The 26,946-nt window shown below is 69.4% G+C and carries 21 protein-coding genes and 1 pseudogene; 15 read left to right on the top strand and 7 right to left on the bottom strand.

What is annotated here, in order from left to right:
• Positions 1 to 53: 53 nt before the first annotated feature.
• Together murJ and PA27867_RS19165 are read right to left on the bottom strand one after the other, a co-directional pair.
• Positions 54 to 1,673 carry a murein biosynthesis integral membrane protein MurJ gene (murJ, locus tag PA27867_RS19170; RefSeq protein ID WP_257784136.1) on the bottom strand — a complete coding sequence of 540 codons (1,620 nt, stop codon included), beginning with the start codon at positions 1,671 to 1,673 and terminating at the stop codon, positions 54 to 56.
• Positions 1,666 to 3,978, bottom strand: a complete 2,313-nt coding sequence (locus tag PA27867_RS19165; protein ID WP_157109306.1) for a DUF6049 family protein — start codon at positions 3,976 to 3,978, stop codon at positions 1,666 to 1,668. The genes murJ and PA27867_RS19165 overlap by 8 nt, the downstream gene beginning before the upstream one ends.
• Before the next feature lie 91 nt (positions 3,979 to 4,069).
• On the opposite strand from PA27867_RS19165, the gene PA27867_RS19160 reads away from it, so the two are divergent.
• The 7 genes and pseudogenes from PA27867_RS19160 (at position 4,070) to dnaB (ending at position 10,332) form a co-directional block, all read left to right on the top strand.
• Positions 4,070 to 5,500: a CCA tRNA nucleotidyltransferase gene (locus PA27867_RS19160; protein WP_066598666.1), complete on the top strand. Its 1,431-nt coding sequence runs from the start codon at positions 4,070 to 4,072 to the stop codon at positions 5,498 to 5,500.
• Between the two features lie 106 nt (positions 5,501 to 5,606).
• Positions 5,607 to 6,461 (top strand): hypothetical protein, encoded by an 855-nt coding sequence (locus PA27867_RS19155; protein ID WP_066598665.1) that lies wholly within the window; start codon positions 5,607 to 5,609, stop codon positions 6,459 to 6,461.
• Positions 6,462 to 6,672: 211 nt separating this feature from the next.
• Positions 6,673 to 7,041, top strand: a pseudogene (gene rpsF, locus PA27867_RS19150) (30S ribosomal protein S6); the annotation flags it as partial.
• 141 nt (positions 7,042 to 7,182) lie between these two features.
• Positions 7,183 to 7,692: a single-stranded DNA-binding protein gene (locus PA27867_RS19145; protein WP_066598661.1), complete on the top strand. Its 510-nt coding sequence runs from the start codon at positions 7,183 to 7,185 to the stop codon at positions 7,690 to 7,692.
• A 54-nt stretch (positions 7,693 to 7,746) separates the two neighbouring features.
• The gene (gene rpsR, locus PA27867_RS19140; protein ID WP_035835236.1) at positions 7,747 to 8,010 is read left to right on the top strand and encodes a 30S ribosomal protein S18; all 264 of its coding nucleotides are present in this window, start codon (positions 7,747 to 7,749) and stop codon (positions 8,008 to 8,010) included.
• Between the two features lie 11 nt (positions 8,011 to 8,021).
• The gene (gene rplI / locus PA27867_RS19135) at positions 8,022 to 8,471 is read left to right on the top strand and encodes a 50S ribosomal protein L9 (protein WP_066598659.1); all 450 of its coding nucleotides are present in this window, start codon (positions 8,022 to 8,024) and stop codon (positions 8,469 to 8,471) included.
• Between the two features lie 442 nt (positions 8,472 to 8,913).
• Positions 8,914 to 10,332: a replicative DNA helicase gene (dnaB, locus tag PA27867_RS19130; protein WP_066598657.1), complete on the top strand. Its 1,419-nt coding sequence runs from the start codon at positions 8,914 to 8,916 to the stop codon at positions 10,330 to 10,332.
• Between the two features lie 34 nt (positions 10,333 to 10,366).
• On the opposite strand, the gene hrpB is transcribed toward dnaB, so the two are convergent.
• Positions 10,367 to 12,925, bottom strand: a complete 2,559-nt coding sequence (gene hrpB, locus PA27867_RS19125) for an ATP-dependent helicase HrpB (protein WP_066598656.1) — start codon at positions 12,923 to 12,925, stop codon at positions 10,367 to 10,369.
• 205 nt (positions 12,926 to 13,130) lie between these two features.
• Entirely contained in the window at positions 13,131 to 15,026 is a 1,896-nt protein-coding gene (locus PA27867_RS19120) for a BCCT family transporter (RefSeq protein WP_066598653.1), read from the bottom strand.
• Positions 15,027 to 15,454: 428 nt separating this feature from the next.
• On the opposite strand from PA27867_RS19120, the gene PA27867_RS19115 reads away from it, so the two are divergent.
• Genes PA27867_RS19115 through PA27867_RS19105 form a run of 3 tightly spaced genes read left to right on the top strand, consistent with a single transcriptional unit; the run spans position 15,455 to position 18,278 of the window.
• Positions 15,455 to 16,600, top strand: coding sequence for a Re/Si-specific NAD(P)(+) transhydrogenase subunit alpha (locus PA27867_RS19115; protein WP_066600362.1), 1,146 nt, complete (start codon positions 15,455 to 15,457; stop codon positions 16,598 to 16,600).
• Positions 16,600 to 16,908, top strand: coding sequence for an NAD(P) transhydrogenase subunit alpha (locus tag PA27867_RS19110; RefSeq protein WP_066598649.1), 309 nt, complete (start codon positions 16,600 to 16,602; stop codon positions 16,906 to 16,908). Before PA27867_RS19115 ends, PA27867_RS19110 begins: the two co-directional genes overlap by 1 nt.
• Complete coding sequence (locus PA27867_RS19105) at positions 16,905 to 18,278, top strand: NAD(P)(+) transhydrogenase (Re/Si-specific) subunit beta (protein ID WP_066598644.1); 1,374 nt, start codon at positions 16,905 to 16,907, stop codon at positions 18,276 to 18,278. Before PA27867_RS19110 ends, PA27867_RS19105 begins: the two co-directional genes overlap by 4 nt.
• A 24-nt stretch (positions 18,279 to 18,302) precedes the next feature.
• Here PA27867_RS19105 and PA27867_RS19100 read toward each other — a convergent pair whose 3' ends face one another.
• Positions 18,303 to 19,103 carry a HEAT repeat domain-containing protein gene (locus PA27867_RS19100; RefSeq protein WP_208857278.1) on the bottom strand — a complete coding sequence of 267 codons (801 nt, stop codon included), beginning with the start codon at positions 19,101 to 19,103 and terminating at the stop codon, positions 18,303 to 18,305.
• A 142-nt stretch (positions 19,104 to 19,245) separates the two neighbouring features.
• On the opposite strand from PA27867_RS19100, the gene PA27867_RS19095 reads away from it, so the two are divergent.
• From PA27867_RS19095 to PA27867_RS19085, 3 genes are all read left to right on the top strand, one after another.
• Positions 19,246 to 19,845, top strand: a complete 600-nt coding sequence (locus PA27867_RS19095; RefSeq protein WP_066598642.1) for a DUF308 domain-containing protein — start codon at positions 19,246 to 19,248, stop codon at positions 19,843 to 19,845.
• Entirely contained in the window at positions 19,842 to 20,111 is a 270-nt protein-coding gene (locus tag PA27867_RS19090) for a hypothetical protein (RefSeq protein ID WP_066598640.1), read from the top strand. The genes PA27867_RS19095 and PA27867_RS19090 overlap by 4 nt, the downstream gene beginning before the upstream one ends.
• Positions 20,112 to 20,193: 82 nt before the next feature.
• Positions 20,194 to 22,962, top strand: a complete 2,769-nt coding sequence (locus tag PA27867_RS19085) for a cation-translocating P-type ATPase (RefSeq protein WP_084021323.1) — start codon at positions 20,194 to 20,196, stop codon at positions 22,960 to 22,962.
• A gap of 17 nt (positions 22,963 to 22,979) precedes the next feature.
• Here PA27867_RS19085 and purB read toward each other — a convergent pair whose 3' ends face one another.
• Positions 22,980 to 24,362 (bottom strand): adenylosuccinate lyase, encoded by a 1,383-nt coding sequence (purB, locus tag PA27867_RS19080; RefSeq protein WP_066598635.1) that lies wholly within the window; start codon positions 24,360 to 24,362, stop codon positions 22,980 to 22,982.
• The gene (locus tag PA27867_RS19075) at positions 24,359 to 24,886 is read right to left on the bottom strand and encodes a low molecular weight protein-tyrosine-phosphatase (RefSeq protein WP_066598633.1); all 528 of its coding nucleotides are present in this window, start codon (positions 24,884 to 24,886) and stop codon (positions 24,359 to 24,361) included. Before PA27867_RS19075 ends, purB begins: the two co-directional genes overlap by 4 nt.
• Before the next feature lie 126 nt (positions 24,887 to 25,012).
• Here PA27867_RS19075 and PA27867_RS19070 point away from each other — a divergent pair, with 126 nt between their 5' ends.
• Positions 25,013 to 25,309, top strand: a complete 297-nt coding sequence (locus PA27867_RS19070; RefSeq protein WP_066598631.1) for a hypothetical protein — start codon at positions 25,013 to 25,015, stop codon at positions 25,307 to 25,309.
• Positions 25,306 to 26,946, top strand: a complete 1,641-nt coding sequence (locus tag PA27867_RS19065) for a hypothetical protein (RefSeq protein ID WP_066598629.1) — start codon at positions 25,306 to 25,308, stop codon at positions 26,944 to 26,946. The genes PA27867_RS19070 and PA27867_RS19065 overlap by 4 nt, the downstream gene beginning before the upstream one ends.

The following is a 26,946-nucleotide window of genomic DNA, read 5'->3' as shown; positions in this document are numbered from 1 at the left end:
CGGCCGGCCCCTGGCCCTGGTGCACAGCCGGCGCTCAGCAACCGGTTACCGGGTCAGCGGCGGAAACGGGCCTTCAACGGGGCCACGAAACCGTGCAACTCGCTGCTGCGCATGAGCAGCAGCAGGCCGAAATAGAGACCGGACATGACCAGCCCGATGATGACCATGCTGATGATCGCCGGGGCGATGCCCGACACTGCAAAGCCGTCGGCGCGGGTGCCGCCGAGCGTCACGAGCAGGGCGAGCCCCGCAGCCACGGGCACGACGGCCGCAACGAGGTACTTCACCAGGCTGCGGAGAATCCGGCGACCGTCGATACCGCCGAGGCGCTTACGCAGCAGCCAGGCGGCCAGGAGGGCCTGTAGCGTGCCGGACACCGTCACGACGAGGGCGATCCCGAACGCGGTCCATTCCCGGGGGAGCAGCAGGCAGCCGAGCACGCCGACCACGACGAGCACGACCTGGAAGAGGGTGAAGAAGAACGGCGTGCGGGTGTCGCCGAGGGCGTAGAAGGTGCGCTGCACGACAAAGAGCACGCAGAAGGCCACCAGGCCCAGCAGGTAGGCGATGATGACGTTACCGATGGCCTGGGTCTGGGTGAAGCTCTCGTGCACGAACACGGCCGCGAACGGGTAGGCACAGACCATGATGACGGCGCTGGCGAGCACGATCAGCAGGGTGGTGCCGCGGATGGCGGAGGACGCATCCGTGCGGAGCCGGGCCGTGTCGCCGCGGGAGGCGTGCTCGCTCATCCGGGTGAAGTATGCGGTGGCGACCGAGACCGTGATGATCGAGTGCGGCAGCATGAAGATCAGCCAGGCGGTGCTGAGCACCGCCGTCGAGGCGTCCTCACCGGAGGCGCCGGAGACGACCTGGGTCTCGACGATGCCGGCTGCGGTGGTGAGCAGCAGCATGCCGAAGGTCCAACTGGCCATCTTGCCGGCCGCGCCGAGGCCGACGCCACGGAAGGTGAAATCGGGTCGGTAGCGCAGTCCGATGCGGTGCCAGAAGTAGTAGAGCACCACGGCCTGCAGCACGACGCCCAGCGTGGCGCTGCCGGCCAGCAGGGCGATCATGCCTGGGGTGAAGTCGGTGGCCAGGCGTTGCCCCAGCGGGTCGGCGCCGAACAGGGCCATGAAGACGAGCAGCCCGGCGATGGCGATGACGTTGTTGAGCACGGGGACCCAGGTGAACGGGCCGAAGGACTTGCGGGCGTTGAGCACCTCGCCCAGCACCGTGTACAGGCCGTAGAAGAAGATCTGCGGCAGGCACCAGTAGGCGAACGCGATGGCCAGGGACAGCTGTTCCGGGGAGTAGCCCGGCCCGATGAAGCGGGTGATGACGGGTGCCAACAGGCTGGCGACCAGGGTCGTGATGGCCAGGATTCCCAGGGCGAGGGTGACGAGCTTGTTGATATAGGCCGTGCCGCCGTCGTCGTGCAGGCTGGCGCGCACGATCTGCGGAACGAGCACCGCGGTGAGCACGCCGCCGGCCACGATCGTGTAGACCGTGTTGGGCAGCTGATTGGCCAGGGCGAAGGCGTCGGCGCTCTGGCCGAACTGCCCGATCACGCGGGCGAACACGATCACCTTGAGGAACCCGAGGAGCCGGGAGACCATGGTGCCGGAGGCCAGGATCGCGCTGGCGCGGCCGATGCCGCCCGTGCTAGCCACGGGGAGCCGTCGGAAGGTCGTCGGGTTCGGTGGTCGGCTCAGCGGATGCGCTGGGCGCGGGGTCGGCGCCGGACTCGGCATGCGGGTCGGCCTCGGTGCGGGCAGCGAGGGCCCGGTCGCGGCGACGGTGCACGATGTTGCGCCAGACGCCGAAGCCGAAGAACAGCACCACGAGTGCGGCGAAGATCCGCGACCCGATGCCTTCCCAGTCGGCGCGGACGTTCACGGAGATGAGCGACGGCTGGTCGATCGCGGCGCCGGACGGGGTGAAGAGTGAGACCCGCAGGGTCACCGCACCGTTACCGACCGCGGCCGTGACCGGGATGGAGACGGTCTTGGCGGAGCTGGCGTCGAGGACGGCCTCGACGTCGTTGCCCACCACCAGGCGGCCGTTCGACGGCACCACCTGCACGCGCACCGTGACGGCCTGGCCAAGGGCGTTGTTGAGGGTGATGGGGATGTCGACCTTGCTGCCGACGACGTTGATGGGTCCGGTGGTCGTGACCGTGATCGACCGCAGCACCTCGTGGGAGGCGGCCAGATTGTCCCCAACGGCGGTGCGCCACGCGGTGGTGTCGGACTGCCAGGCGGGCGCCAGGAGGGCGAGCAGCGCCAGCCGGTTCGGTGCCGTGACGGCGACGGGGTCGGCGAGGGCCGTGGAGAAATCGTTGAGTTCGGTTTCGCGGTCGATGAGGCGGGCGGCCAGGTCCACGGTTCCGGTGGGTTCGGCCTGCGCGGCGAAGCTGACGCTCGTCGAGACGGGCGTGGCGGTGGCCGTGGTCAGGGTGGTGGGCGCGTACCAGGGCAGCTCGTTCAGGGCCTGGATGGTCTGGGCGAGGCGTGCGGCGGTGGGCGGCCAGCCCCGGTCTATGGTGGCGAGGAGGGTGCGGGCGGCGGCGGGGTTGGCGGCGGCGACCACGGCGATCTGCGAGGAGACCTCGGCCATCGCGGCGCGCCAGGCGTCGTCGGTGGTGGCGGTCGCGGCGGTGCGCAGCGCCGTCGAGATGCCGGCGTCGGCGACCAGGCCGAGCTCGTCCGAGCCCAGAGCGGTGGTGGTGCTTGCCGTGGCGTCCTCGTCGGACTGCGTGACATTGCCGGCCGCGAGGATCGTGGTGGACAGCCCCGCGGCGGCGAAGGCGGCCAGGTCGTCCTGGGCGACGACGTTGTCGGCGGGCCAGGCGATCGTCGTGGAGGTGTAGTCCCAGGCGAGCAGCTGTTCAAGGGTGGGCACTGTGCTCGTCGGCGACTCGGGGGTGGCCGTGGGCGCGGGGGTGGCGGGATCCGTGGCCTCGGACTGCCCCGCCGGCGGAGTGACCTGGTCGGTCGCGGCGAACAGGTTCGGGTCGAGGGCGAAGTTCAGAGAGAGTGGCACCGGCACCCCCGAGGCGCCGGCCTGCACGGCCAGTGACGGGTCCGCATCCGCATACCCGAGCGGGAATATATCGTTCTCGGCCTGGTCGAGGCGGGCCAGCCAGTCGACCGCGGTGGGCGGCGCGGCGCTGCCCAGCAGCCGGATGGACGCGATGATCATGGGGTCGATGGCGATGGCGACGGGCTTGTTGATGACGCCGTCGAGCTGCCGGGTGAGGATCCCCGAGGATGCGGTGTAGGCGGCGAGGTCGTCCGAACCGATGATGCCGGTGCTTCCGGCCGGTGTGGTGATGGGCATCGCCACGGCGAGGTTGACCGGGGTGACCGTGGGCACCTGGGTGGTCGACGTGTCCGGGTACCAGACGAAGGTGGACTGGCCGGCGGCCCGCACGGTGTCATCGGTGCTCAGCGTCGCGGCGATGCCACGCGGTCCCCACGGGCTCCACTCGAACAGCCCGAGTGACGCGTTGGGCACGGTGACGTCGAGACTGACGGTGCTGTGCGGTTGCACCGGCGCGGTCAGCGGCACGCTCAGCATCAGCTCGCCGGAGTCGCGATCGTCGTCGGGGTCGAGCCAGTCGTTGAGCGCGGTGCGAGTGGTGAGGGCGCGCTCGGCCAGGTAGACCTCGACCGTTGCGGAGGAAAGCGGGGAGGCCGAGTCGTTGGTGACGCTTACGGACAGGCGCAGGTCCTCGTTGATGTGCAGGATCGACGAGGCGCTCGGCGAGAGAGACAGCGTGACGGAGTCGTCATCCGTCGCCATGGACACCGTATTCGTTGCCGCCGTGGCGACCGGTGCCGGCGCGGCCGTAGCGGACTGGCCCACTGCCAGGGCGGGAAACAACACCAGGGGGGCAGAGAGCAGCAGGGCGAGAAGACGGCGCCGTGTTCTGGGGAGCGCGGGCCGACGCGCGTTATTCCGATCGGCCACCATGTACGGGATTCTACGGCGTACGCAGCGCAGAACCCTCCGCGTGGGCTGGGCGGCACGCGGCGGCGCGGGGCGAGCCAGTACCATTGGGGTCATGCAGAGCGTCGCGGCAGCCCTCGCAAGACTGGGCGACCTGGCTGCCTCCCCCACCATTTCCCGTTTGGCGGATGCGTTCGCTGACGCCGGCTTCGAGCTGGCCCTGGTCGGCGGCCCCGTGCGCGACGCGTTCCTGGACCGGGTCACCAACGACCTCGATTTCACCACCGACGCCACCCCGGACCAGATCCTCGCGATCGTGAAGCCGATCGCCGAGGCGCACTGGGACATCGGCCGGGCCTTCGGCACCATCGGCGCCCAGATCGCCGGCGAGAAGGTGGAGATCACCACCTACCGCGCCGACAGCTACGACGGGCAGACCCGTCGCCCCGACGTGGTGTTCGGCTCCAGCCTTGAAGACGACCTGTTGCGCCGCGACTTCACGGTGAACGCCCTGGCGTTGCGGCTCCCGCAGGTGGTTCTCGTCGACCCGTCCAACGGGATCGACGACCTCCTCAACGGGGTGCTGCGAACGCCGACGGCGCCCGAGATCTCCTTCGGTGACGACCCGCTGCGGATGATGCGGGCCGCGCGGTTCACCGCGCAGCTCGGCTTCACCCTGGAGATGGAGACGGCCGTCGCCATGGCGGCCATGGCGTCGAGCATCGACATCATCTCGGCGGAACGGGTCGGCGACGAGCTCGGCAAGCTGCTGCGGGCGCACAATCCGCGGGCCGGCATCGAGCTGCTCGTGGAGTCGGGCCTGGCCGCGATCGTGCTGCCCGAGATCCCCGACCTGCGCCTCGAGGTGGATGAGCACCACCACCACAAGGACGTCTACCAGCACACCCTGACGGTGCTCGACCAGGCCATCGGCTATGAGAGGTCGCGCAAGAATCTCGCCGAGCCCGACCTCGTGGTGCGGCTGGCGGCGCTGCTGCACGACATCGGCAAGCCGGCGACCCGGCGCCTCGAGCCCGGCGGCGTGGTGAGCTTCTACCACCACGACGTGGTCGGTTCGAAGCTGGCCAAGAAGCGACTGCGCGCGCTGCGCTTCGACAACGACACGATCTCGGCCGTCTCCCGGCTGGTCGAACTGCATCTGCGGTTCTTCGGCTACACCGAGGGCGCCTGGACCGACTCGGCGGTGCGCCGGTACGTTCGCGACGCCGGGGACCAGTTGGAACGGCTGCACATCCTCACCCGCGCCGACGTGACCACCCGTAACCGCCGCAAAGCCGACCGGCTGGGCTTCGCCTACGACGACCTCGAGCAGCGCATCAGTGAGCTCGCCGCGCAGGAAGAAATGGAAGCGGTGCGCCCCGACCTCGATGGTGAGGAAATCATGGCGGTGCTCGGGCTCGCACCCGGACGCGAGGTCGGCGAGGCCTACCGTTACCTGCTGGAGCAGCGCCTGGACGACGGCCCGCTCGGCACCGAGGAAGCCACCAGACGGCTTCTGTCCTGGTGGGCCGCGCGCGAGGCCTGACCCTCCCGGGCTGCGCCCCTCCTCCACAGCCCCTTCCCGTGGTGCCGATCTGCACACCAGCGCCGGCGTGGGCGGCATCGGCCCCGCCGGCGAGCACTGTCGGGGCATGGAAACCACCGAAGCGCTCCTCACCGAGCTCGAACCGGGCAGCTACCCGGACCTGTCTACGGATGTCTGGCTGCGGGCAGACCGGGACGCGCGCTACCTGATGCGGATCTACGCCACCGCCCTGGGCCGGCGCTCTCGCCCGGTGCTGACCCACCTGTCCGCGGCGCGGGTCTGGGGGTTGCCGATCCTGGGACCCTGGCCGCGGACCGTGCACCTGCAGGGCGGCCGGCGCGACCTGGCCGAAGCGCCGGGCATCACCTGGCACCGGGAGTACCTCTCCGACGCGGACATCACCGAGGTCGGCGGCCTGCTCGCCACCACAAGGCTCCGCACGATGGTGGACCTGGCCCGCAGCCAGCCGTTCCGCTCGGCGGTGATCAGCCTCGACGCGGGGTTGCAGCCACGGTTCGTGCTGCCGCCGGGCACGCTGGCCCCCGCCGTCTCCCGGGACCGGCTTCTCGAGCGCGTGCTGGGCCTGGGCGCAGAGCGCGGTGCCGCGCGCGCTCGGCTGGCCGCCCGGTTCGCCGACCCGCGGTCCGGTTCGAGGGGGCAATCGCTCAGCCGGGCGAGCATGTACCTCGCCAGGGTTCCGCTGCCCGAGTTGCGCGCGGCCTGCCCGCACCCGGACGGAGAGGACCAGATCGACTTCCGCTGGGACGCCCGGTTCCACGTGAAACGTCGCACGCTGCTCGGCGAATTCGACTGCGAGGTGTCCCGGCCCGGCGACCGGTCGCGCGAGGCGCGACTGCAGGCATCCGGCCGCACCCTGGCCCGGTGGCGCTGGGCGGATGCCCTGCACCCGGGCCGGTTGCGCGAGGTCCTGCAGGCCGCGGGGTTGAGGCCGGAGTCGTGATGCTCCGATGCGGGCCGCCCCGCACCCGGCACCGTGCCGGAATCTCGGGGTGGAGGGCACCGAAACCGAACGGTGGCGCTTGGCTCCCCGTTCGGGTAGTCTTGGCAGGTTGTCTGTGTGCCGGAGTCCCGGCCTCCACCTTCAACACATGCACAACCCTCCTGTTGCAGAAATACTGCAGCCGTTTTAGTCCGAAGGAGGTGGGTTAGTCATGCATCAGTACGAGTTGATGGTTATCCTCGATCCCGAGATCGATGAGCGCACCGTAGCTCCCAGCCTTGACAAGTTCCTCAACGTTGTTCGCAACGATGGTGGAACCATTGACAAGGTTGACGTTTGGGGTCGCCGCCGTCTCGCATACGAGATCAACAAGAAGGCCGAGGGCATCTACGCCGTCGTCGACTTCACCGCGAACGCTTCAGCAACTGCCGAGCTCGACCGCCAGCTGAAGCTGTCGGAAGCCGTCATGCGCACCAAGGTTCTCCGCGCCGAAGAGGGCATCGCCCAGGTTGCCGTCGCAAGCAAGCTTGCCGCCGAGAAGGCCGCCCGCAAGGCTGCCAACCCGAAGGCTGCTGCTGCTCCGGTCAAGGCCGACGCTCCTGCCGCAGCTCCCGCTGCCAAGGTCGCCGCTTCCGCGAAGCCCGCAGCTGCCCCGGCAGCTCCGGTCGCCGTGGACGCTCCTGCCGAGGCAGACGCCGACAAGGCAAGCGACAAGTAGCCCATGGCCGGCGAGACCGTAATCACCGTGGTGGGCAACCTCACCAGCGATCCGGAACTGCGTTACACGCAGAACGGGCTGGCGGTAGCCAACTTCACCATTGCCTCCACTCCGCGCAATTTCGATCGCGCGGCCAACGAGTGGAAAGATGGCGAGGCACTGTTCCTGCGCGCGAGCGTTTGGCGTGAATTCGCCGAACACGTGGCCGGTTCACTGACCAAGGGTTCCCGTGTCATCGCTTCCGGGCGTCTCAAGCAGCGTTCGTATGAGACCAAGGAAGGTGAAAAGCGCACGAGCATGGAGCTCGAGATCGACGAAATCGGTCCTTCGCTGCGCTACGCCACCGCCTCTCTCACGCGTGCGCAGTCCTCGTCCGCTCCTCGCGGCGGCGCGCCCGTCGCGCAGCAGCAGGGCAACGACGAGCCCTGGGCACCCAGCGCCCCCGCAGCCAACACCGGCGGCGGAGATGTCTGGAACACCCCGGGCAACTTCAGCGACGAGACCCCCTTCTAAGCCGAACCTCACGGTTGACGGCTGCACACACACGTTTAAGAAAGTAAGGAAATCATGGCTGGAAAGTCGAGCGGCGACCGCCGCAAGCCGCTCCGCGGTGCTAAGGGTGGCAAGAACGCCGCCCCCGCGAAGTCGATCCGGGTTGGTGTCATCGATTACAAAGATGTCCCCACTCTTCGGAAGTTCATCTCAGAGCGTGGAAAGATCCGCGCCCGCCGCATCACCGGCGTCTCCGTCCAGGAGCAGCGCCTGATCGCGCGTGCCGTCAAGAACGCCCGCGAAATGGCCTTGCTGCCCTACGCCGGCTCAGGCCGGTAAGGAGCCCTCACATGTCGAAACTGATTCTGACGCACGAGGTCTCCGGCCTCGGCACCCCCGGTGACATCGTTGATGTCAAGAACGGGTTCGCTCGCAACTACCTTCTCCCCCAGGGCTTCGCTGTTGCGTGGACCCGCGGTGGCGAAAAGCAGATCGAGCAGATCAAGGCCGCCCGCGTAGCCCGCGAGCACGCCACCCTCGAAGAGGCCCAGGCCCTCAAGGTCGCCCTTGAGAGCACCAAGGTCAAGCTGGTCGTCAAGGCCGGCGCCGGCGGACGCCTGTTCGGCTCCGTCAAGACCACCGACGTGGCCGAAGCGGTTGCCGCTGCCGGTCTCGGTGCCGTCGACAAGCGCAAGATCGAGCTCAGCCCGATCAAGGCGACCGGCGAGCACACCGCGACGGTTCGTCTGCGCGACGAGCTCAGCGCGACCATCACCCTTCAGGTGGTAGCCGCTAAGTAAGCGTCTGTACTCGGGTGTAGCGGTGGTTCCTTCGGGGACCACCGCTACACCTCTTTAACGCCGCCGCCATGCCCCAATTTGTGGCACATTCCGGCGGCGCTTTCCACCCCTTTGTGCACAGGTGTCCACCTATTTCATCAACATTCAAGCGAGTATTGAAACAAGTTTTTCCACACACGTGTGAATAGAATAAAAGCCAGATCAAACGGTGTTTTAACTTTAATACTCGTGAGTTGTCCACAGGTGAGTGCACAGCTTGTGCACAAGCGCGGCGGCGTTTCACGCAGATTCCCCACAGGGTTATCCACAGGGCGGTTTGGCTGCGGAGTCAAGCCTCTCTAGGGTAGGCAAGCGGGTCGATCACCGGATGCGCCTGCGTGCCGGGCGGCCGGTGTCATCGGCTCCTGATAGACCTGAATCACACCAACAGAGGAGGCCCGGCGTGTCGATAGCTCACCTGGGTTACGCAGACCAGCGCGGATCAGATCAGCGCGGCTCTGACCGCGGCTCCGAGTACCGGAGCACCTCCGAACCTCGCCACTCCGAGCGCACGCCGCCGCACGACCTGCTGGCCGAGCAGAGCGCCCTCGGCGGCATGATGCTGAGCAAGGATGCCGTTGCCGACGTCGTCGAAACGGTGCGAGCCGCAGACTTCTACGTGCCCAAGCACGAGATCATCTTCGACGCCATCCTCTCGCTGTACGCGCAGGGTGAGCCCACCGACGTCATCACGGTCACCGACGAACTGACCAAGCTCGGTGAGATCTCCCGGGCCGGCGGCGCCGACTACCTGCACACGCTCACCAGCCTCGTGCCCACGGCCGCCAACGCCGGGTTCTATGCCACCATCGTCGCCGAACGGTCCATGCTGCGAAAGCTCGTGGACGCGGGCACCCGGATCGCCCAGATGGGTTACGCCGGCGAGGGCGAGGTGCTCGACCTGGTCAACACGGCGCAGGCCGAGATCTACTCCATCACCGGCAGCACCGAGACCGAGGACTACGTTCCTCTCACCGACGCCGTGACGGCGGCCATCGAGGACATCGAAGCGGCCAAGCTCAAAGACGGCCAGTTCACCGGTGTGCCCACGGGATTCGCCGACCTCGACGAGCTCACCAACGGCTTCCACGGCGGCCAGCTCATCATCGTGGCCGCCCGCCCCGCCCTGGGTAAGTCCACCCTCGCGCTGGACTTCGCCCGGGCCGCGTCCATCCACCACGACATGCCCAGCATCTTCTTCTCCCTGGAAATGGGACGCAGTGAGATCGCCATGCGCCTGCTCGCCGCCGAGGCGTCCGTTCCCCTGCAGAGCATGCGCAAGGGCAACGTCGAGGCCCGCGACTGGACCACCATCGCCGCCACCCGCGGTCGCATCAACGACGCGCCCCTCTACATCGACGACAGCCCCAACATGACGCTGGTCGAGATCCGCGCCAAGTGCCGGCGGCTCAAGCAGCGCGTCGGCCTCAAGCTCGTCGTGATCGACTACCTGCAGCTGATGACCTCCGGCAAGAAGGTCGAATCCCGCCAGCAGGAAGTCAGTGAGTTCTCCCGGGCGCTCAAGCTCCTGGCCAAGGAACTGCAGGTCCCCGTGATCGCGCTGTCCCAGCTCAACCGTGGTCCCGAGCAGCGTGCCGACAAGATGCCGGCCATCTCCGACCTCCGTGAATCCGGTTCGCTGGAGCAGGACGCCGACATGGTCATCCTTTTGCACCGTGAGAGCGCCTACGAGAAGGACAACCCGCGTGCCGGCGAGGCCGACCTGATCGTGGCCAAGCACCGTAACGGCCCCACCCGCACCGTCACGGTGGCCTTCCACGGCCACTACTCCCGCTTCGCGGACATGGTGCCCGGCGCATAGCTGTCAGCTGACCGCTGGGTCGTCTGTCGCCGGCCTAACCTAGGGCAGCGCGGCGCGTGGTGTGCCGGGTGGGTACGGCGGACCAGGGGTCCTCCGGCCAGGGGTGCTTCGGGTAGCGTCCGCGCATCTCCGCTCGCACCTGGGAGTACGGACCTTCCCAGAAGGATGCGAGGTCGTCGGTCACGGCAAGGGGATGCCCGGCGGGGGAAAGCAAGTGGAACAACACCGGCACTCGTCCTCCGCAGACTCGTGGGGTCTCTGCCCACCCGAAGCATTCCTGGAGTTTCACAGCCACAACGGGACGAGCCGACGAATCATCGGCGGGTGGGTAGCTGAGACGGACCTGCGAACCGCTGGGAACCTGGAGGCGCTCCGGAACCAGAGCGTCAAGGTCGACCGCGGCAGGCCAGGGCAGGGTGCGGCGGAGCGCAGGGGCAAGGTCGATGCGCGCGGCCGGAGTGCCGGCGGCCAGGTCGCTCAGCTCGGGGCCGAGCCAGGAATCGAGCGTAGCGAGCAGAACGGTGTCTGAGACATCCGGCCAGGGCGATCCGAGCTCGCGATGCAGCAGCGCGAGGCGACGCCGCAGAGCGTCCGCGGCGTCTGACCAGATGAACACTCCGAGGCCGTGCGCTGTGACGGCACGGCGGACGGCATCCCGTCCGCCATCGTCCGCCGGTACGCGCACCGGCACGGACGAGCGAATGATCGCCCCGATCCGACGTTCGCGGCGGGCCACGACGCGCCCGTCCACGAACCGTGCTTCGACCCGGTCTGTGCAGAGATGGGGCGCCACCTGCTCCGCCTGGTTCTCGGAGATGACGGCGGCAGAGCGGATGAGTGCCCCGGTTCCTGCGGCCGCTCGTCCCTCTGCCCGAGCGACGTCCGCCACCGCCAACCAGTCGGCACTCGCGAGCGGACCGGTGATCCCGGCACGGGTGCCGGAGGCGAGCAGAAAGGTTGCACCGTTGGGCGATTGATCGACGCGGCGGGCGATCCACTCGGGAAAGGCGAGCGCGATGATGAGTCCGGTCTGATCATTGCCTCCTCGCGCCGTGTCGCTCGCCCCGGCGAAGCGCTCGAGACGGCGGACATCCTGCTCCCATCGGCGGGCATCCGGGCTTCGCCTAGTGCGCAGCGCGTTGAGAGTGGCCTGGGCGTCTCCGTCGTGAACGCGGATGTCACCGGTGAGCAGCGCGATGACCTCGGCCGCTGTGCGCCCGCCGACCAGGCCACTCCCGGTGCGCAGTGCGCGGGCGAGGCGCGGAGGTGCAGGGACGCGGGCGAGCGCTCGCCCTTCGTCGGTGGCGCGTTCAGCGGCATCGATGGCGCCGAGCCCACGCAGCGCGGCGAGGGCCTCGTCCAGGCTGCCGGACGGGAGCGGATCGACCAGCCTCAGGCCCACGCCACGTGGGGCGCCCCAGCAAGCGAGGAGCAGGGCTGCATCGGTGAGATCTGCCGCCTGGATCTCGGGGGCAGCGTGCGACGGCGCCGTGGCGAAGGTGCGCTCGTCGACGCAGCGGATCACGACACCAGGCCCCTGCCGGGTGGCGCGCCCCGAGCGCTGAATGGCGGAGGCCTTGGGCGTCGGGCCGGTGACGAGACCGCTCATGCCGCGCGCAGCATCCCGCTGCGGAGCACGCGACAGGCAGGTGTCGACGACCAGGCGTACGCCGGGCACGGTCAGCGAGGATTCGGCCAGTGACGTCGTGACGATGATTCGTGCCGCAGCATCGGGGCTCCGCCCACTGATCACCGTATCCTGCTCTGCGGCGGGGATCTGGCCGTGCAGTTCCCGCACGTCGAACTCCGCGGCGAGAGAACGGATGCGTCCGGCGATCTCGGAGACCTCACGCGCACCCGGAGCGAAGACGAGAGCATCGGCGGCCGGATCGGTGCGCACGAGGGTGCGGTGTGCGGCCACCGCGGTGCTCGCGACGTGGTCGAGGAAAGCCCGGGTGACGCCCCGCTCATCCAGCCGAGGTGTGGGAGAGGGCGCCCAGCGCACCTCGAGCGGATGGGCCGGTACGCTCTGGCTCACGATCGGGGCCGGGCACGCATCCGTACCGAGAATTGTCGCGAACCTCTCGGCGTCGAGGGTGGCGGACATCGCGATGAGCACGAGGTCGTCGCGCAGCTCGCGAACCTCGCCGAGCAACCCGATCAGCAGGTCCGTCTCCAAAGCCCGTTCGTGCACTTCGTCGATGATGACCGCATCGATCCCGTCGAGACCAGGGTCATCGGGCAGTCGGCGCAGAAGCACGCCGGCGGTCACGAACTCGATCACGGTGGTTGGACTCACCTGACGTTCGCCACGGACGGTGTATCCGACGCGAGAGCCCAGAGCGGATCCGTCCAACTGCGCGAGTCGTCGGGCGGCAGCGCGGGCGGCGACCCGGCGTGGCTGAGTGACGATCACACGACCCGGAACCCGATCGGCGAGGATGGGCGGCACGAGCGTGGTCTTTCCCGTGCCCGGCGGCGCGCTGACGACCACGGTGCGGCTCCGATCAAGCGCAGCACTCAGATCATCGATCGCCGAGGCGAATGCGAGCCCGCGACCGAGTCTGGACGGATCGAACGGAAGACGGGTCACGTCCTCAGTCTGTCGCGTTTGGGGGGTCTGTGCTCACCTGTCGCAGGTACCGAGCCTCGACTCTGGGCCCACCTGACGAACGGAGCGAGCCAGTGGCCGGCTTCGGCAACCGTCGAAAAAGGCCTGACCGGTGGGATGATCCCACCGGTCAGGCCCTGTCGGTGTGCGGCGCGTCAGGCCCGGCCGGCCCGGTGCGCCAGACGGCTCACGATGTGCGCGGGTCCTCCGGGTCGGCGTCCGGCGCGAGAGTGGCATCCGGCGTCTCGGCGTCGGGTTCGGCGTGGTCTGCCGCCGACGACGTGTCCGCCGTGGGCTGCGGGTCCTGCGGCATCAGGTCACCGAGGTCCTGCATCTCCTCCGACGCCGGGTCGCCCAGGTCAGGCCGGTCTTCGAGGGGTGTTGCTGCGCGCGGCCGGCGCGGCCAGAAGGAGCGCCGTTCTCGCGTCTGGACGGACACGTTGCCGGCGGCATCCGTGATCGCGGCGGTGATGCGGCCGTCCATCTGGTCGCCGAAGTGCTCGTCGAAGTTGTTCTCCAGGTGGTTGGTGACGCTCTTGCTGATCCGGCGGGCCATCTCTTCCCGGCGTACCCGGCGTTCGACCTGCACCAGCACCTGGTGTTCGGCGCGGAAGGCGCGATACGTGGCGATGCACATACCGATCATCACCACACTGACGGGGATCGCCGTGAGGATGGCACCGGTCTGCAGCGCGGACAGGCCGCCGGCCAGCAGCAGGGCGATCGCGACGACGCCAACCAGGCTCGCCCACAGGATGCGGCTCCACTTGGGCGGATCCGTCTCGCCGCCGGAGGCGAGCATGTCGATGACGAGGGAGCCGGAGTCGGCCGAGGTGATGAAGAATATCGCCACGATCACGACGGCGAGCACGGCCAGAACCGGCCCGAGGGGAAGCTGTGCCAGGAAATCGAAGAGCACGTTCTCCGGAACGATCCCCACCTCTGGGTCGACGAGGGCGGCGGGGTTCTCCCAGACCTGCTTGATGACGCTGCCGCCCATGACGGCGAACCAGAGGAAGGTGACGAGCGTGGGAACCAGGAGCACACCGGCGACGAACTCGCGCACCGTGCGGCCACGGGAGATGCGGGCGATGAAGACCCCGACGAACGGTGCCCAGGAGATCCACCAGCCCCAGTAGAAGACGGTCCAGCTACCCTGCCAGTCCAGGCCGGCCGAACCGGTGAAGGCGCTCGCATCGAAGGTGAGACCCACGATGTTCTGGAAGTACCCGCCGAGGGACTGCACGAAGACGCGCAGCAGGTACATCGTGGGCCCGAGCAGCAGAACGGCGACGAGGAACAACGCCGCCCCGCCGAGGTTGATGTTGGAGAGCCACTTGATGCCCTTGCCGACGCCGCTGACGACACTGGCGATGGCGATCAGGGTGATGATCACGATCAGGACCACCAGCAGGGTGTTGCTGACCGAGTCGACGACGCCCAGGTGGCGCAGCCCCGCGGCAATCTGCTTCACACCGAGCCCGAGCGAGGTGGCCACACCGAACAGGGTGCCCACGATCGCGGTGACGTCGATCGCGTCGCCGAGACGACCCTTGACCTTGTCGCCGAGCAACGGCTCGAGGGCCCACCGGATCGACACCGGCCGGCCCTTGCGGTGAATCGCGTAGGCAAGCGAGAGGCCGACAACGGCGTAGACCGCCCAGGCGTGGAAACCCCAGTGCAGGAACGTCTGCGACATGGCTGCTGCCGCCAGTTCCGGCTTGCTGCCGTGCACGCCGGGCTTGGGTTCGAGGAAGTACGTGAGCGGCTCCGCGGCGCCCCAGAACACCAGGCCGATACCCATTCCGGCGGCGAAGAGCATCGCGAACCAGGACATCAGCCCGAACTCCGGCGCATCGTCGTCCTGGCCGAGCTTGATGTCGCCGAACCGGCTCAGACCCATCCACACCGCGAAAATGACGAAGAATGCCACCAGCACCACGTAGTACGGGCCGAGGCCCGCCACGACCAGGGTCTGCAGTTGCGCCAGAACGGCGCCCGTGCGGACCGGGAAGAGGATGCTGATGAGAACCACGGCGACGATGATGGCCAGCGCAGGGTAGAAGATTCTCGGGGCGGCCACATGCACGCCGAAACGGCGGCGCCGGTTCGTCGAAGCGGCTGAAGTGGGAGGGATCAACGGGGGCGGGGTCGCGCTGGGAGTGCGCGCCGCGGCGTCGGGTTCGGTGGAACTGATAACGGGCAACCAATCGAGTCGGGGCGTCCCGGGACCGAGCGCTGCTCGGGCGGGGGCGCCGGCGGCAGTGCGGGAAGATCGTGCGATTCGAGAAGGGGCGGGCGCCGAAAACGGCACGGCCAACCCTCCACCCTAGGACGTGCGAGTGGTCCTTGGCCAACCGGACAGGTCCATTGGCAGGGTCTTAGGGCCCGGAAAATCGCCGTGGGCCGGGAATCGACGACGGTACGCTACGAAGTGAGATCGCCCTGGGACGCGCGAACGACCCCGTTTACGCTCGTCCGGTGGCAGATGCGTCAAAGGAGTGGTTGCTCGTGAAGGTTGGCATTGGGCGTGAACGCCGAGACGGCGAAAAACGTGTCGCAGCAACACCGGAAACGGTGCTCCAACTCACCGCGCTGGGCGTGGACGTCACCGTCGAGTCCGGCGCCGGGGCCGCCTCCGGCTACTCCGACGCCGCCTACGAGAAGGCCGGGGCGCACGTCGCTGGCGCCTTCGACGCCACCACCTTCGACGTGCTCTGCCACGTGCGACCGCTGAGCCCCGAACTCGCCGCCACCCTGCCAGCCGGCACCATCACCGTGGGCCTGGCATCCCCGGCGTCCGAGTTGCCCACCGTGGCCGCCCTCGCCGCCGCCCAGGTCACCTCCTTCGCCCTCGAGCTGGTCCCGCGCATCTCCCGCGCCCAGTCGATGGATGCCCTCACCTCCCAGGCTCTCGTCGCCGGCTACCGCGCGGTGCTCGAGGCCACCATCCGGTTCCCACGCTTCTTCCCGCTCTACATGACGGCGGCCGGCACCATCCCGCCGGCCCGGGTGCTCGTGCTCGGCGCCGGTGTGGCCGGGCTGCAGGCCATCGGAACCGCCAAGCGCCTCGGTGCCCGGGTCTCCGCCTACGACGTGCGCCCGGCCTCGGCCGACGAGGTCACCTCGATGGGCGGCACCTTCATCTCCCTCGACCTGGACGCCGTGGAGGGCGCCGGCGGGTACGCCACCGAACTCGCCGAGGACCGGGCCGTGCGCCAGCGCGAGCTGCTCGCGCCCTACGTGGCCAAGGCGGATGTGCTCATCACCACCGCCGCGATCCCCGGCCGGCCGGCCCCGCTCCTGGTCACCCGGGAGATGGTCGCCGCCATGCCGGCCGGCTCCGTTGTGGTCGACCTGGCCGCCGAAACCGGCGGCAACGTTGAGGGCGTGCTGCCCGGCGAGGACCAGCTGGTTCCCACCAGCGCCGGCGACGGGGTCGTCACCCTGGTGGGCATGCGGGACGCCGCCAGCGCGATGGCGTCCGACGCATCCCGGCTGTACGCCAAGAACGTCGCCAACCTGCTCGCGCTCATGACGACCGACGGCCAGGTCGTTCCCGACTGCGCCGACGAGGTCGTCGCCGGCGCCTGTCTCACCTCCGGCGGCGAGGTGCGCCACGCACCCACCGCGGCCGCGTTGGAAGGAAAGAACTGATGGATCCGATCACCCTCCTGACGGTCATCGTGTTGACCGTCTTCGTCGGCTTCGAGGTGGTCTCCAAGGTGTCCAGCACCCTGCACACCCCGCTGATGAGCGGCGCCAACGCCATCCACGGCATCATCCTGATCGGCGCGATCATCGTCGCCGGCCAGCTCGACGACCCGTGGCTGCTGGCCGTCGCGCTCCTCGCCGTGGCCCTGGCCACCGCGAACCTCGTGGGCGGCTTCGTCGTCACCGACCGCATGCTGGGCATGTTCCGCGGCCGGAAGCCCGCCGCCACCACGAAGGACACCACCAAATGAGCCTCCTGTCCGCCGAGTGGACCGCTCTGCTCTACCTGGCCGCCGCCGTCTGCTTCATCCTCGCCCTCAAGGGCCTGAGCTCACCGAAGACCGCACGCCGGGGCAACCTGATCGGTGCCGCCGGGGCCACGGTCGCCGTGATCACGGTCTTCCTCTCCGCCAAGCTCGACAACATCCCGTACATCCTGCTCGCCATCGCCGTGGGCTCCGCGATCGCCGCCCCGATCTCCCGCCGGGTGCAGATGACCCAGATGCCCCAACTGGTGGCGCTGTTCAACGGTGTCGGCGGTGGCGCCGCGGCGCTCGTGGCAATGCTCGAACTGGGCCACAGCGACGGCCCCTGGGTGCTCGTCGCGGTGGTCTTCACCATGCTCGTGGGTGCGGTGTCGTTCGCCGGCTCCGCGATCACGGTGGCCAAGCTGCAGGAACTCATCACCACCCGCCCGGTCGTCTTCTCCGGCATGAAGTGGGTCATGAGCCTCGCGGCCGTCGCGGCCGTGGTCATCGGCGGGGTCGTCGTGGCCACCGGGTCCACCGGCTGGGCGCTGCTGCTGCTCGTGATCGGCCTGGCCGTCGGGCTGCTGCTGGTGCTGCCGGTCGGCGGTGCCGATGTGCCCATCGTGATCTCGCTGCTCAACGCGTTCACCGGCCTCGCGGTCGCCGCCTCCGGCGTGGTGCTGGACAACGTGCTGCTCGTGGTCGCCGGCACCCTCGTGGGAGCCAGCGGCACCATCCTCACCCGCGCCATGGCCTCCGCCATGGGCCGCGGCGTGAGCGGCATCATGTTCGGCGCGTTCCGCGGCGGCTCCACCGCCGGATCCACCGTGCAGTCCAACCGGCCGGTGCGCTCCTCCAACGCCGAGGACGTGGCCGTGATGCTCGCCTACGCCCAGCGCGTCGTGATCGTGCCCGGCTACGGCCTGGCTGTGGCGCAGGGCCAGCACACCATCGCCGAGCTCGCGACGACCCTCGAGGCTCGCGGTGTGGATGTGGCCTTCGCGATCCATCCGGTGGCCGGCCGCATGCCCGGGCACATGAACGTGCTGCTCGCCGAGGCCAATGTGCCCTACGAGTCGCTCAAGGAGATGGCCGAGGTCAACCCCGAGTTCAAGAACACCGACGTGGTGCTCGTCGTGGGCGCCAACGACGTGGTCAACCCGGCCGCCAAGACCTCGCCGGGCTCACCCATCTACGGGATGCCGATCCTCGAGGTGGAGGACGCGCGTCAGATCGTCTTCCTCAAGCGGTCCATGCGCCCCGGGTTCGCGGGCATCGAGAACGAGCTGCTCTTCGACCCGAAGACAACGCTGCTGTTCGGAGACGCCAAGGACTCCCTCACCAAGGTGCTCGGCGCCGTCAACGCCCTCTGACCCGGCACGTCACGCTGAGGGCGCTCAGCCCAGGGCGCCCCAGAGGTTGTGTTCGGCGAGCACGGTGCGCAGCCGGGCCTTGGTGAGGTTGGAGCGTACGATCCAGCGGGCGTCCGGGTTCTCGCTGGCGGACAGCGTGCGGAACGCGGCGAGGCCCTCTTCGGGGCTGGCCGCGATGGCCACGCTCCAGCCGTAGCCGAGCGCCTGGCGCAGCACCCGGTGCGCCTCCCTGGCCCTGGCCGGGTCGGTCACGATCGGCGCGCTGCCGAGCAGCAGGGCGGTGGCGCGGTCGCAGGTGCGCAGCGCCAGCGCCTGGGCCGGGCTGGTCTGCAGCAGCCGCGGCTCGCAGATCGCGGCCAGGGCGGCGCGCGCGAGCCAGGCATCCGCCGCGTTCGACCACTCGTCGACGACCCCGTGCATCACCTCCGGGTCGGCGTCACCGACCAGCTGCAGGGCCCTGGCCGCACCCTCCCGCACCCGCCAGCGTTCGTCGGCGGCGGCACGGCGGAGGGCGGCGAGGGCGCCGGGGCGGTCGGCGGGCTCGAGGGCCAACCGGCCGAGTCCCTCCGTTCCGCAGAAGGCCAGGTATTCGTCGGCCGAATCGGCCAGGCTCCAGATCAGGTCGGCGGGGGCCGTTGCGGCGAAGGCGTCGGCGAGCGGCAGGTTGGCCCGCGGGCCCGGCAGCCCGGACCGGCTGCTCAGGTAGCCGGGAACGGCATCCGGATCGCGGGTGAACATCTCGGTCAGCGTCGCGAGGTGGTCGGCCGGGTCCGGGCGCGCGGCGGTGTCCGGTGCCGCGTTGGCCGGTGTGCCTGGATCGTCCATGGTGACCCCCTATTTCGCCGACCGTAGTCTCCCCACTGTCCGGGCGCAACGCCTGGCCGGGCCGCGGATACCGGCGGCACCGACCGTGCCCAGGTGCGCCGCGTAGACTGGACGGACTCCCTGCGACGAAAGAGGTCCCCGCGTGGCGAACGCCCCGGCAGCAGCCGTCATCGGCACCCGGTACTGGACCGTACCCATCGCGCGCGCCGTGGTGGCGTTCGTGCCGGCGGCCGTGATCACGTTCAACGCCGACCACTCCGCCCGATTCGGCCTGCTCGTCTTCGGCGCCTTCGCCCTGGCCACGGGCCTGGTCACCGCCCTGCTCAGCTGGCGCACCGTACTCGACCCCCGTGACCGCACGCTTTTTGTCGTGCAGGGCGCCGTGGGCGTCGTCGCGGGCGCCCTGGCGCTGGCCCTGCACGCCGGCGGGCTGGGCTTCTTCCTCTACCTCGTCACGGTCTGGGCGGCCGTCACGGGAGTCCTGGAGCTCTACTCGGGCATCCGGGTACGCGGTCGCGGCCCGGTCACGAGGGACTGGCTGTTCGTCGGCGTGTTCACCGCCGTGCTGTCGCTGGCCTTCCTCCTCCTCCCGCCGCACGCGGTCGTCTCGGTGGGGCTGTTCGGCGCCTACCTGGTCATCGTCGGCGTCTACCTCGTCATCGCGGGTCTTTCCCTGTCGTGGGCGCACACGGATGCGCAGCGCGGCCTGGCCCACTCCTCCACAGATTCGGACACCCAGTGACCCAGAACACCCCGCACAAGCCCACCAGGTCCGAGATCCTCAAGCCCGTCGAGCTCGTGGGCATCTCCGCCGTTATGGCGCTCTTCGTGGGACTGACGATCCTGCTGGCCACCCGCAACCTCGTGCTGTCCTCGATCGCGCTGGGCATCACGTTCATCGTGGCCCTCGTGGTCATCGCCATGCTCGCGCTCGGCATGAAGCCCACCCCCGCCGAGAAAGACGACCTGGACGAGCAGAATCGTACCGGTGACCACAAGGGCCATTAGCCCTCAATCCTCCACGTGACCGGTGCTGTAATGGATGCATCGTGGTTCTCTTCCCGGTATGGCTTCCCTGGAGGGGGCAGCCATGACCACCGGGCGTCCCACCGGTCCCGCCGAGCCCTCGACCGCTGACACCTCGGAGGGGTCGCCGAGAATGGCGGCGCCGTACGCCAGTAGCGCCGACGCGGTGTGCGCAGCGCTGTCCACCACCCGGCACGGACTCGGCGTGGCCGACGCGGCCGAACGGTTGGCCCGGAGCGGCCCGAACACCCTGCCGCTTGCCGCTAAGACGAACCCCGTTTTACGATTCCTCGGCCATTTCAACGATGTGCTCATTTATGTCCTGCTGGGCTCGGCCGTGCTCACGGTGGTGTTCGGGGAGTGGGTCGACGCGGCCGTGATCCTGGCGGTCGCCGTGATCAACGCTGTGATCGGATTCCTGCAGGAGGGCCGGGCGGAGAAGGCGCTGGATGGCATCCGGCGGATGCTGTCGTTGACCGCTATGACCCGTCGAGGTGGTAACTGGGTGAACGCCGATGCCGGCACGCTCGTACCCGGCGACATCGTGCGGGTGAAACCCGGCGACAAAGTACCCGCCGACCTGCGACTGGTCGAGGGCACCAATCTCCGGGTCGACGAATCGGCCCTGACCGGCGAGTCGGTTCCGACGAGTAAGACCCTGGCAGCGGTGGCCGCGGACGCGGGAATCGGCGACCGCACCTGCATGCTGTTCTCCGGAACCATCGTCGTGGCCGGCAGCGGTACCGGCGTGGTCACCGCCACCGGTTCGGCCACCGAGATCGGACGCATCCAATCGCTGGTGACCGATGCCGAGAGCCTGGCCACCCCGCTGACCCGGCAGTTGGATGCCTTCAGCACCCGGGTCTCCCTGGCGATCCTCGCCGTGTCCGGACTCATGCTCGTGATCGGCCGCTTCGTGCACGACCGCGATTTCGCCGACCTCTTCGCCGCGACCATCGGCTTCGCCGTGGCGGCCGTCCCCGAGGGGCTGCCCGCTCTGGTGACGATCACACTGGCCCTGGGCGTGCGCCAGATGGCAACCCACAACGCCATCGTGCGCAAGCTCACCGCCGTGGAGACCCTCGGCTCGGTGACGACGGTGTGCACGGACAAGACCGGGACCCTCACCCGGAACGAGATGACCGTTCGCACCGTGATCACGGGCACGGCGAGATACGACGTACACGGCATCGGCTATGACCCGGTCGGTGCGGTGCTGTGCGACGGGCGAGGGGTCACCACGGCCGGGCAGGACGATCTGGCGCGGCTGGTGGAGGTCATGGCTGTCTGCAACGATGCCAGGGTCGCCGAGGCCGACGGCGTCTGGCGCGTCGTGGGCGAGCCCACGGAGGGTGCGCTGCGCACCCTTGCCCAGAAGGCCGGGTTCGAGACGAGCGGGTACGACCGATTGGCGGTGATCCCGTTCGAATCGGCCAACAAGTTCATGGCGACCCTCAGCCGGCTCGAGGACCAGCCGGCGCGTGTCCTGCTCAAGGGAGCGCCCGGCCGGGTGCTGGAACGGTGCACGCACCAGCTTGATGCCGCCGGCCTGGTGGAACCGTTGGACGAGGACCTCTGGAAACGCCGCATCGACGAACTCAGTTCGGCTGGACTCCGGGTGCTGGGCGCGGCTGTTGCGGATGCGCCGGCCGATCTGGCTGCCCTGCACCTGCGCGATATCGAGGACGGGATGCTGTTCCTCGGTGTGGTCGGGATCGTGGACCCACCCAGACCGGAAGCGATCGCGGCGATCGCCACCATGCACGCAGCGGGCATCCGGGTGAAGATGATCACCGGCGACCACCCGGGCACGGCGGTGGCGATCGCCCGGGAGATGGGTATCGTCGACGGCGACGCCAGGGTGCTCACCGGCGGGCAACTCCAGAAGCTCTCTCAGGACCAGCTCGCCGCAGTTGTGCGCAACGTCGACGTGTTTGCCCGCACCAGCCCCGAGCACAAGCTGCGCATCGTGAAGGCCCTGCAGTCCCACGGCGAGGTGGTCGCGATGACCGGCGACGGGGTCAATGATGCGCCGGCGCTGCAGCGCGCCGATGTGGGCGTCGCGATGGGAATCAAAGGCACCGAGGCCACCAAGGAAGCCGCCGACATTGTGCTGGCGGATGACAATTTCGCGACGATCCAGCGGGCGGTCGAGGAAGGGCGGCGTATCCGGGACAACCTGCAGAAGTCGATCATCTTCATCCTGCCGACCACGGCGGCACAGTCCCTGGTCGTGCTGCTCGCCGTGCTGTTCGGCTTCGCGCTACCCCTGCAGCCCACCCAGATCCTCTGGGTGAACCTGATCACCGCCGTCACGCTGTCGCTGGCGCTGGCCACCGAGCCGGCCGAGCCCGGCATCATGCTGCGACCACCGCGCTCTCCGGGCGGTTCGGTGCTCGACTCCGAGTACCTCGGCCGGTTGCTCTGGGTGTCGGTGCTGATCACCGCCGCGACCATCGGCGTGTTCTTCTTCGAGCTCTCGCTCGGGTCGTCGCGGGCCCAGGCGCAAACCACGGCCGTCACCATGCTCGTCCTCAGCCAGTTGGCGTTCCTGTTCAACTCGCGATTCCTGCGCGCGTCGAGCCTCACCGCCGCCGTGTTGCACGGCAACCGGATGGTATGGCTCTCGGTGGGCACGATGCTCGTGCTCCAACTGGTCTTCGTCTACACGCCGATCATGAACGTGTGGTTCAGCTCCACGCCGATCGGCGTGCGGGAGTGGGCGTACACGCTCGGTCTGGCGCTGATCATCTTCCTGCTCGTCGAGCTCAACAAGCTGATCGGCCGCCGGCGGGCCCGCCGGCGGCTGATCGGCCGCACCGCCGGGGCCTGACTGCCCGGCCGGAGGATTCAGCCCAGGTAGTCGACCAGCGGGTCGGCCAGGCCGACATAGCCGGCCGGGGTGAGCCCGAGCAGGCGTTCCTTGGCGGCGTCGCCGATCTCGAGCTCCTGCACGAACGCCACCAGGTCGGCGCGGTTGATGCGCTTGCCACGGGTGAGTTCCTTGAGCAGGGCGTACGGGTCGGCGATCGACGAGCGTCCGGCGCTGACCTCGGCACGGATGACAGTCTGGATCGCCTCGCCGAGGATCTCCCAGTTGGTGTCCAGGTCGTGCGCGAGCAGGTCCCGGTCCAGGTCGATCTCGCCGAGCCCGCGCAGCAGGTTGTCCAGGGCGAGAAGCGAGTGGCCGAAGCCCACGCCGATGTTGCGCTGGGTGGTGGAGTCGGTGAGGTCGCGCTGCAACCGGGAGGTCACCAGGGTGGCGGCCAGCGAGTCCAGGATGGCGCTGGAGAGTTCGAGGTTCGCCTCGGCGTTCTCGAACCGGATCGGGTTGATCTTGTGTGGCATGGTCGACGAGCCGGTGGCGCCGGCCTGCGGCACCTGGCGGAAGTAGCCGATCGAGATGTAGGTCCAGATGTCGGTGGCGAGGTTGTGCAGCACCCGGTTGGCGTGCGAGACCTTGCCGTACAGCTCGGCCTGCCAGTCGTGCGACTCGATCTGCGTGGTCAGCGGGTTCCAGCCCAGGCCGAGACCCTCGACGAACTCGCGCGACACCGCGGGCCAGTCCACATCGGGGTCGGCGGCGACGTGCGCGGCGAAGGTGCCGGTGGCACCGCTGAACTTGCCGAGGAACTCGTTGGCCTCGACCTGCTTCTGGATGCGCTCAAGCCGGTAGACGAAGACCGCCAGCTCCTTGCCCATGGTGGTGGGCGTGGCCGGCTGACCGTGCGTGCGGGCGAGCATGGCGTCGGCCCGGTAGTCGGTGGCCAGGCCGCGGAGCGCTCCGATGAGCGCGCGCAGCTTGGGCAGCCACACCTCGCGCACGGCCTCGGAGACCGTGAGGGCGTAGGCGAGGTTGTTGATGTCTTCGCTGGTGGCGGCGAAGTGGGTGAGCTCGCTGATCGACTCGAGGCCCAGCGGAACGAGGCGGCGGCGCACGAGGTACTCCACGGCCTTCACATCGTGCCGGGTCACGGCCTCCAGGGTGGCGAGCTCATCGATCTCGGCCTGACCGAAGTCGGTGACCAGGGCGCGGAGTCCGCTCTTCTGCTCGGCGGTGAGTGGGACCGAGCCGAACAGGCTGCGATCGGTGAGGGTGATCAGCCATTCCACCTCGACCTTGACCCGTGCCCGGTTGAGTCCGGCCTCTGACAGGTGCTCGCCCAGTTCGGTGACGGCGGCGCGGTAGCGGCCGTCTAGTGGACTGAGGACCTGCGGGGGTAGTGGACTCATCGGACTCCCTGTCTGATTGCGGGTGCGAGCTGCGCGAACAGCGCGATATTTGCTCTCTCAATCATGCCTAAAACGGAGTCAAACAGTGCATCGTCGGAATAGTACGGGTCGGGCACATCCCGCAGGGCGGCCTGGTCCCGGTCGAAGCTGAGCAGCAGGCGCACCTTGTTGCGGTCACGTTCGGTGGGCGCCCAGTTGCGCAGGATGCGTTCCTGCGAGCGGTCCAGCACCACCACGAGGTCGAGGTCGTCGAACCAGCCGGCGTCGAACTGCCGGGCCCGGTGGTGGCTGCCGTCGTAGCCGCGCTTGGCCATGGCGGCGATGGCGCGGGTGTCGGCCTGCTCGCCCACGTGCCAGTCCCCGGTTCCCGCCGAGCTGGTCGTGATGAGGCGTCCGAGGCCGGACCGGGTCACCAGGTCGCGTAGCATCACCTCGGCCATGGGAGACCGGCAGATGTTTCCGGTGCAGACGAAGATGATCCGGAACGGCGTCGCCTCATCTGGACTGAGCGCGGCGAAATTCATGAGTCCATTGTGTTCCACATTCCCCTCCTCCACACCCGCCCGTCCGGGCGACTTCTCCCGGTTCCCGCTCCCGATCCGACAGTGCCCTTCAGGGTGGCACAGTCTGGGGCTCGACGAGGAGGTGTGATGAATAGTGCGGGTGGCAGCATCCTGCCGAACGTGGACGCCGAGCCGGCGGCGGCGGCGTTGGCTCGGTTGCGGGAACAGCGCTGGCAGTTGCGGCAGGTGCGTGACGGCGTGGAGGTGACGGGGCGCCGGCTGACGGCCCGGCCGGCCGTTTCCGGCTGGCGATCGCCGGCTCAGCGGGCGTTCGAGGACCGCCTGGCGGAGCTGGCCGGCACGCTGCAGGGCGCCTGGCGGGCCCTGGACGACGCGTTGTGGGCCGTGGACGAGGCCATCTCCCGGGTGAAGGCGTCGCTGTGACGGGCACGGGCGGCCGGACCGGCCCGGACGACCCGCCCGGTGGCCTCACCGTCTCCGGTGGCGGCAGCACCCTGGTGGCCACGGACGTGGTTTTCGCCGAGATGGCGGCGCTGCGGCTCGTGCAGGGTGACGCCGAGGGCTGGCGCGACCGGCTCGGGCGGGTGTCGGCGCTCGGTGTGGGCCCGGCGCCGGGCTGGCGGCCGAACGACCTGGGGGCGTGCGTCTTCGGGGCGCTGGCGGCGATCGACGACGTCGCCGAGCGCAGCCGCACCCTCGCCGACGCGCTGTCCGCGACCGCCGAGGACTACGGCCGTCTCGAGGGTGGCCTGGCGGGGATGCTGCGGGTCACGGGCTCCTGGCTCGGCTACGCGCTGGGCGCGCTCGGGCCGCTGATCGCCCTCTCGGCCGCCACGCCGCTGGCGTACCTGGCTCTCGGGTCGCTCCTGACCAGCACCCTGTCCGGCCGCACACCCACGGTGGTTCCGCCCGCGCTCACGGACTGGGTGAGCGCGAACCCGCAGCTGCTCACCAGCCCGCTCACCGTGGCACTGGTGCGCACCCTGGCCTCCTCGGCCGACGATGCGGCGCTGGGCCGGGCAGGGGTGCCGTTCCCGGTGGCCGCGCTGTTGGGCGACGGCGGGGCCGGGCTGCTCGGCGCGGGGTCCTCGGCCCTGGGGCTGCTCGGGGCGGGCCGGGCGGCCGGGATGCTGCGCGAGACGCCGGTGCGGGTGTCCCCGGTGGGTGCGTCGGCCGGTGCGGCCACCACGGCCGGTACGCCCGCTGGTATTGCCGCCGGTATGACCACGGGAGCGGTTCCCCCGACGGGTCCAACGGCGGGTCCGCTGTCCGTGCCGAGGCGGGGACCCGCGGCGGGAGGGACGGCGGGGTTGCTCGGGGTGCCGCAGCGAGGCTCCGTGCCCGTGTCGGTCACGGTTCCTCGTTCCCTGCTGGCCGCGCCGGAGCCGCCCACGGGGTTCGCAGACCTCGCCGACCGCATCCCCACCAGGGACGACGGCGGCCAGGTGAGGGTGGAGCGGTACGGCGATGCGGCGCATCCGTCGTGGGTGGTCTACCTCGGTGGCACCCTGGAGTGGAGCCCGACCGGCTCCACCGAGCCGTGGGACATGACCTCCAACGTCACCGCGGTGGCCGGCCAGGAGTCCGGTTCCTACGCGGCGGTGCTTCGGGCGATGCAGGCTGCCGGGGTGGCGACGGAGGATCCGGTGTTGCCCGTTGCGCACTCGCAGGGCGGCCTCCTCGCGGTGGAGCTCGCGGCGCGCGGCGACGCGAACGTGGTGGGCCTGGTCACGTTCGGGGCGCCGGCGGTGCCGGCCGCCCTGCCCGAGGGCCTGCCGGCCATCGCGATCGAGCATTCCGACGACATCATTCCCGCCACCGGCGGCGCTCCGGCCGCCGACGACGGGCGGCTGTACGTGCGCCGGGAACTCTTCGCGGACCAGCCGGTGCCAGCGGACGAGACCCTGCCCGCGCACCAGATGACCGCCTACCAGGACACCGCCCGGCTCGTCGACGAGTCGGAGGAACCCCGGCTGCTGGCGTTCCGGAAGACCCTCGCCGGCCTGGTGGGCACCGAGCGGGGCGAGCAGACCGTCTGGCACGCCGAACGGGTCGGCTGA

Source organism: Cryobacterium arcticum (genome assembly GCF_001679725.1).
Lineage (GTDB): Bacteria > Actinomycetota > Actinomycetes > Actinomycetales > Microbacteriaceae > Cryobacterium > Cryobacterium arcticum_A.
This window is presented reverse-complemented; position numbering and strand designations above follow the sequence as displayed.

What these genes read in the sequence shown, in the direction of transcription:
- PA27867_RS19070 (WP_066598631.1), top strand. Translation starts at nt 25,013, where the DNA reads ATGAATAGTGCGGGTGGCAGCATCCTGCCGAACGTGGACGCCGAGCCG.
- PA27867_RS19165 (WP_157109306.1), bottom strand. Translation starts at nt 3,978, where the DNA reads ATGGTGGCCGATCGGAATAACGCGCGTCGGCCCGCGCTCCCCAGAACA.
- PA27867_RS19100 (WP_208857278.1), bottom strand. Translation starts at nt 19,103, where the DNA reads ATGGACGATCCAGGCACACCGGCCAACGCGGCACCGGACACCGCCGCG.
- PA27867_RS19145 (WP_066598661.1), top strand. Translation starts at nt 7,183, where the DNA reads ATGGCCGGCGAGACCGTAATCACCGTGGTGGGCAACCTCACCAGCGAT.
- PA27867_RS19085 (WP_084021323.1), top strand. Translation starts at nt 20,194, where the DNA reads ATGACCACCGGGCGTCCCACCGGTCCCGCCGAGCCCTCGACCGCTGAC.
- PA27867_RS19160 (WP_066598666.1), top strand. Translation starts at nt 4,070, where the DNA reads ATGCAGAGCGTCGCGGCAGCCCTCGCAAGACTGGGCGACCTGGCTGCC.
- rpsR (WP_035835236.1), top strand. Translation starts at nt 7,747, where the DNA reads ATGGCTGGAAAGTCGAGCGGCGACCGCCGCAAGCCGCTCCGCGGTGCT.
- PA27867_RS19105 (WP_066598644.1), top strand. Translation starts at nt 16,905, where the DNA reads ATGAGCCTCCTGTCCGCCGAGTGGACCGCTCTGCTCTACCTGGCCGCC.
- purB (WP_066598635.1), bottom strand. Translation starts at nt 24,362, where the DNA reads ATGAGTCCACTACCCCCGCAGGTCCTCAGTCCACTAGACGGCCGCTAC.
- PA27867_RS19110 (WP_066598649.1), top strand. Translation starts at nt 16,600, where the DNA reads ATGGATCCGATCACCCTCCTGACGGTCATCGTGTTGACCGTCTTCGTC.
- rplI (WP_066598659.1), top strand. Translation starts at nt 8,022, where the DNA reads ATGTCGAAACTGATTCTGACGCACGAGGTCTCCGGCCTCGGCACCCCC.
- PA27867_RS19155 (WP_066598665.1), top strand. Translation starts at nt 5,607, where the DNA reads ATGGAAACCACCGAAGCGCTCCTCACCGAGCTCGAACCGGGCAGCTAC.
- PA27867_RS19075 (WP_066598633.1), bottom strand. Translation starts at nt 24,886, where the DNA reads ATGAATTTCGCCGCGCTCAGTCCAGATGAGGCGACGCCGTTCCGGATC.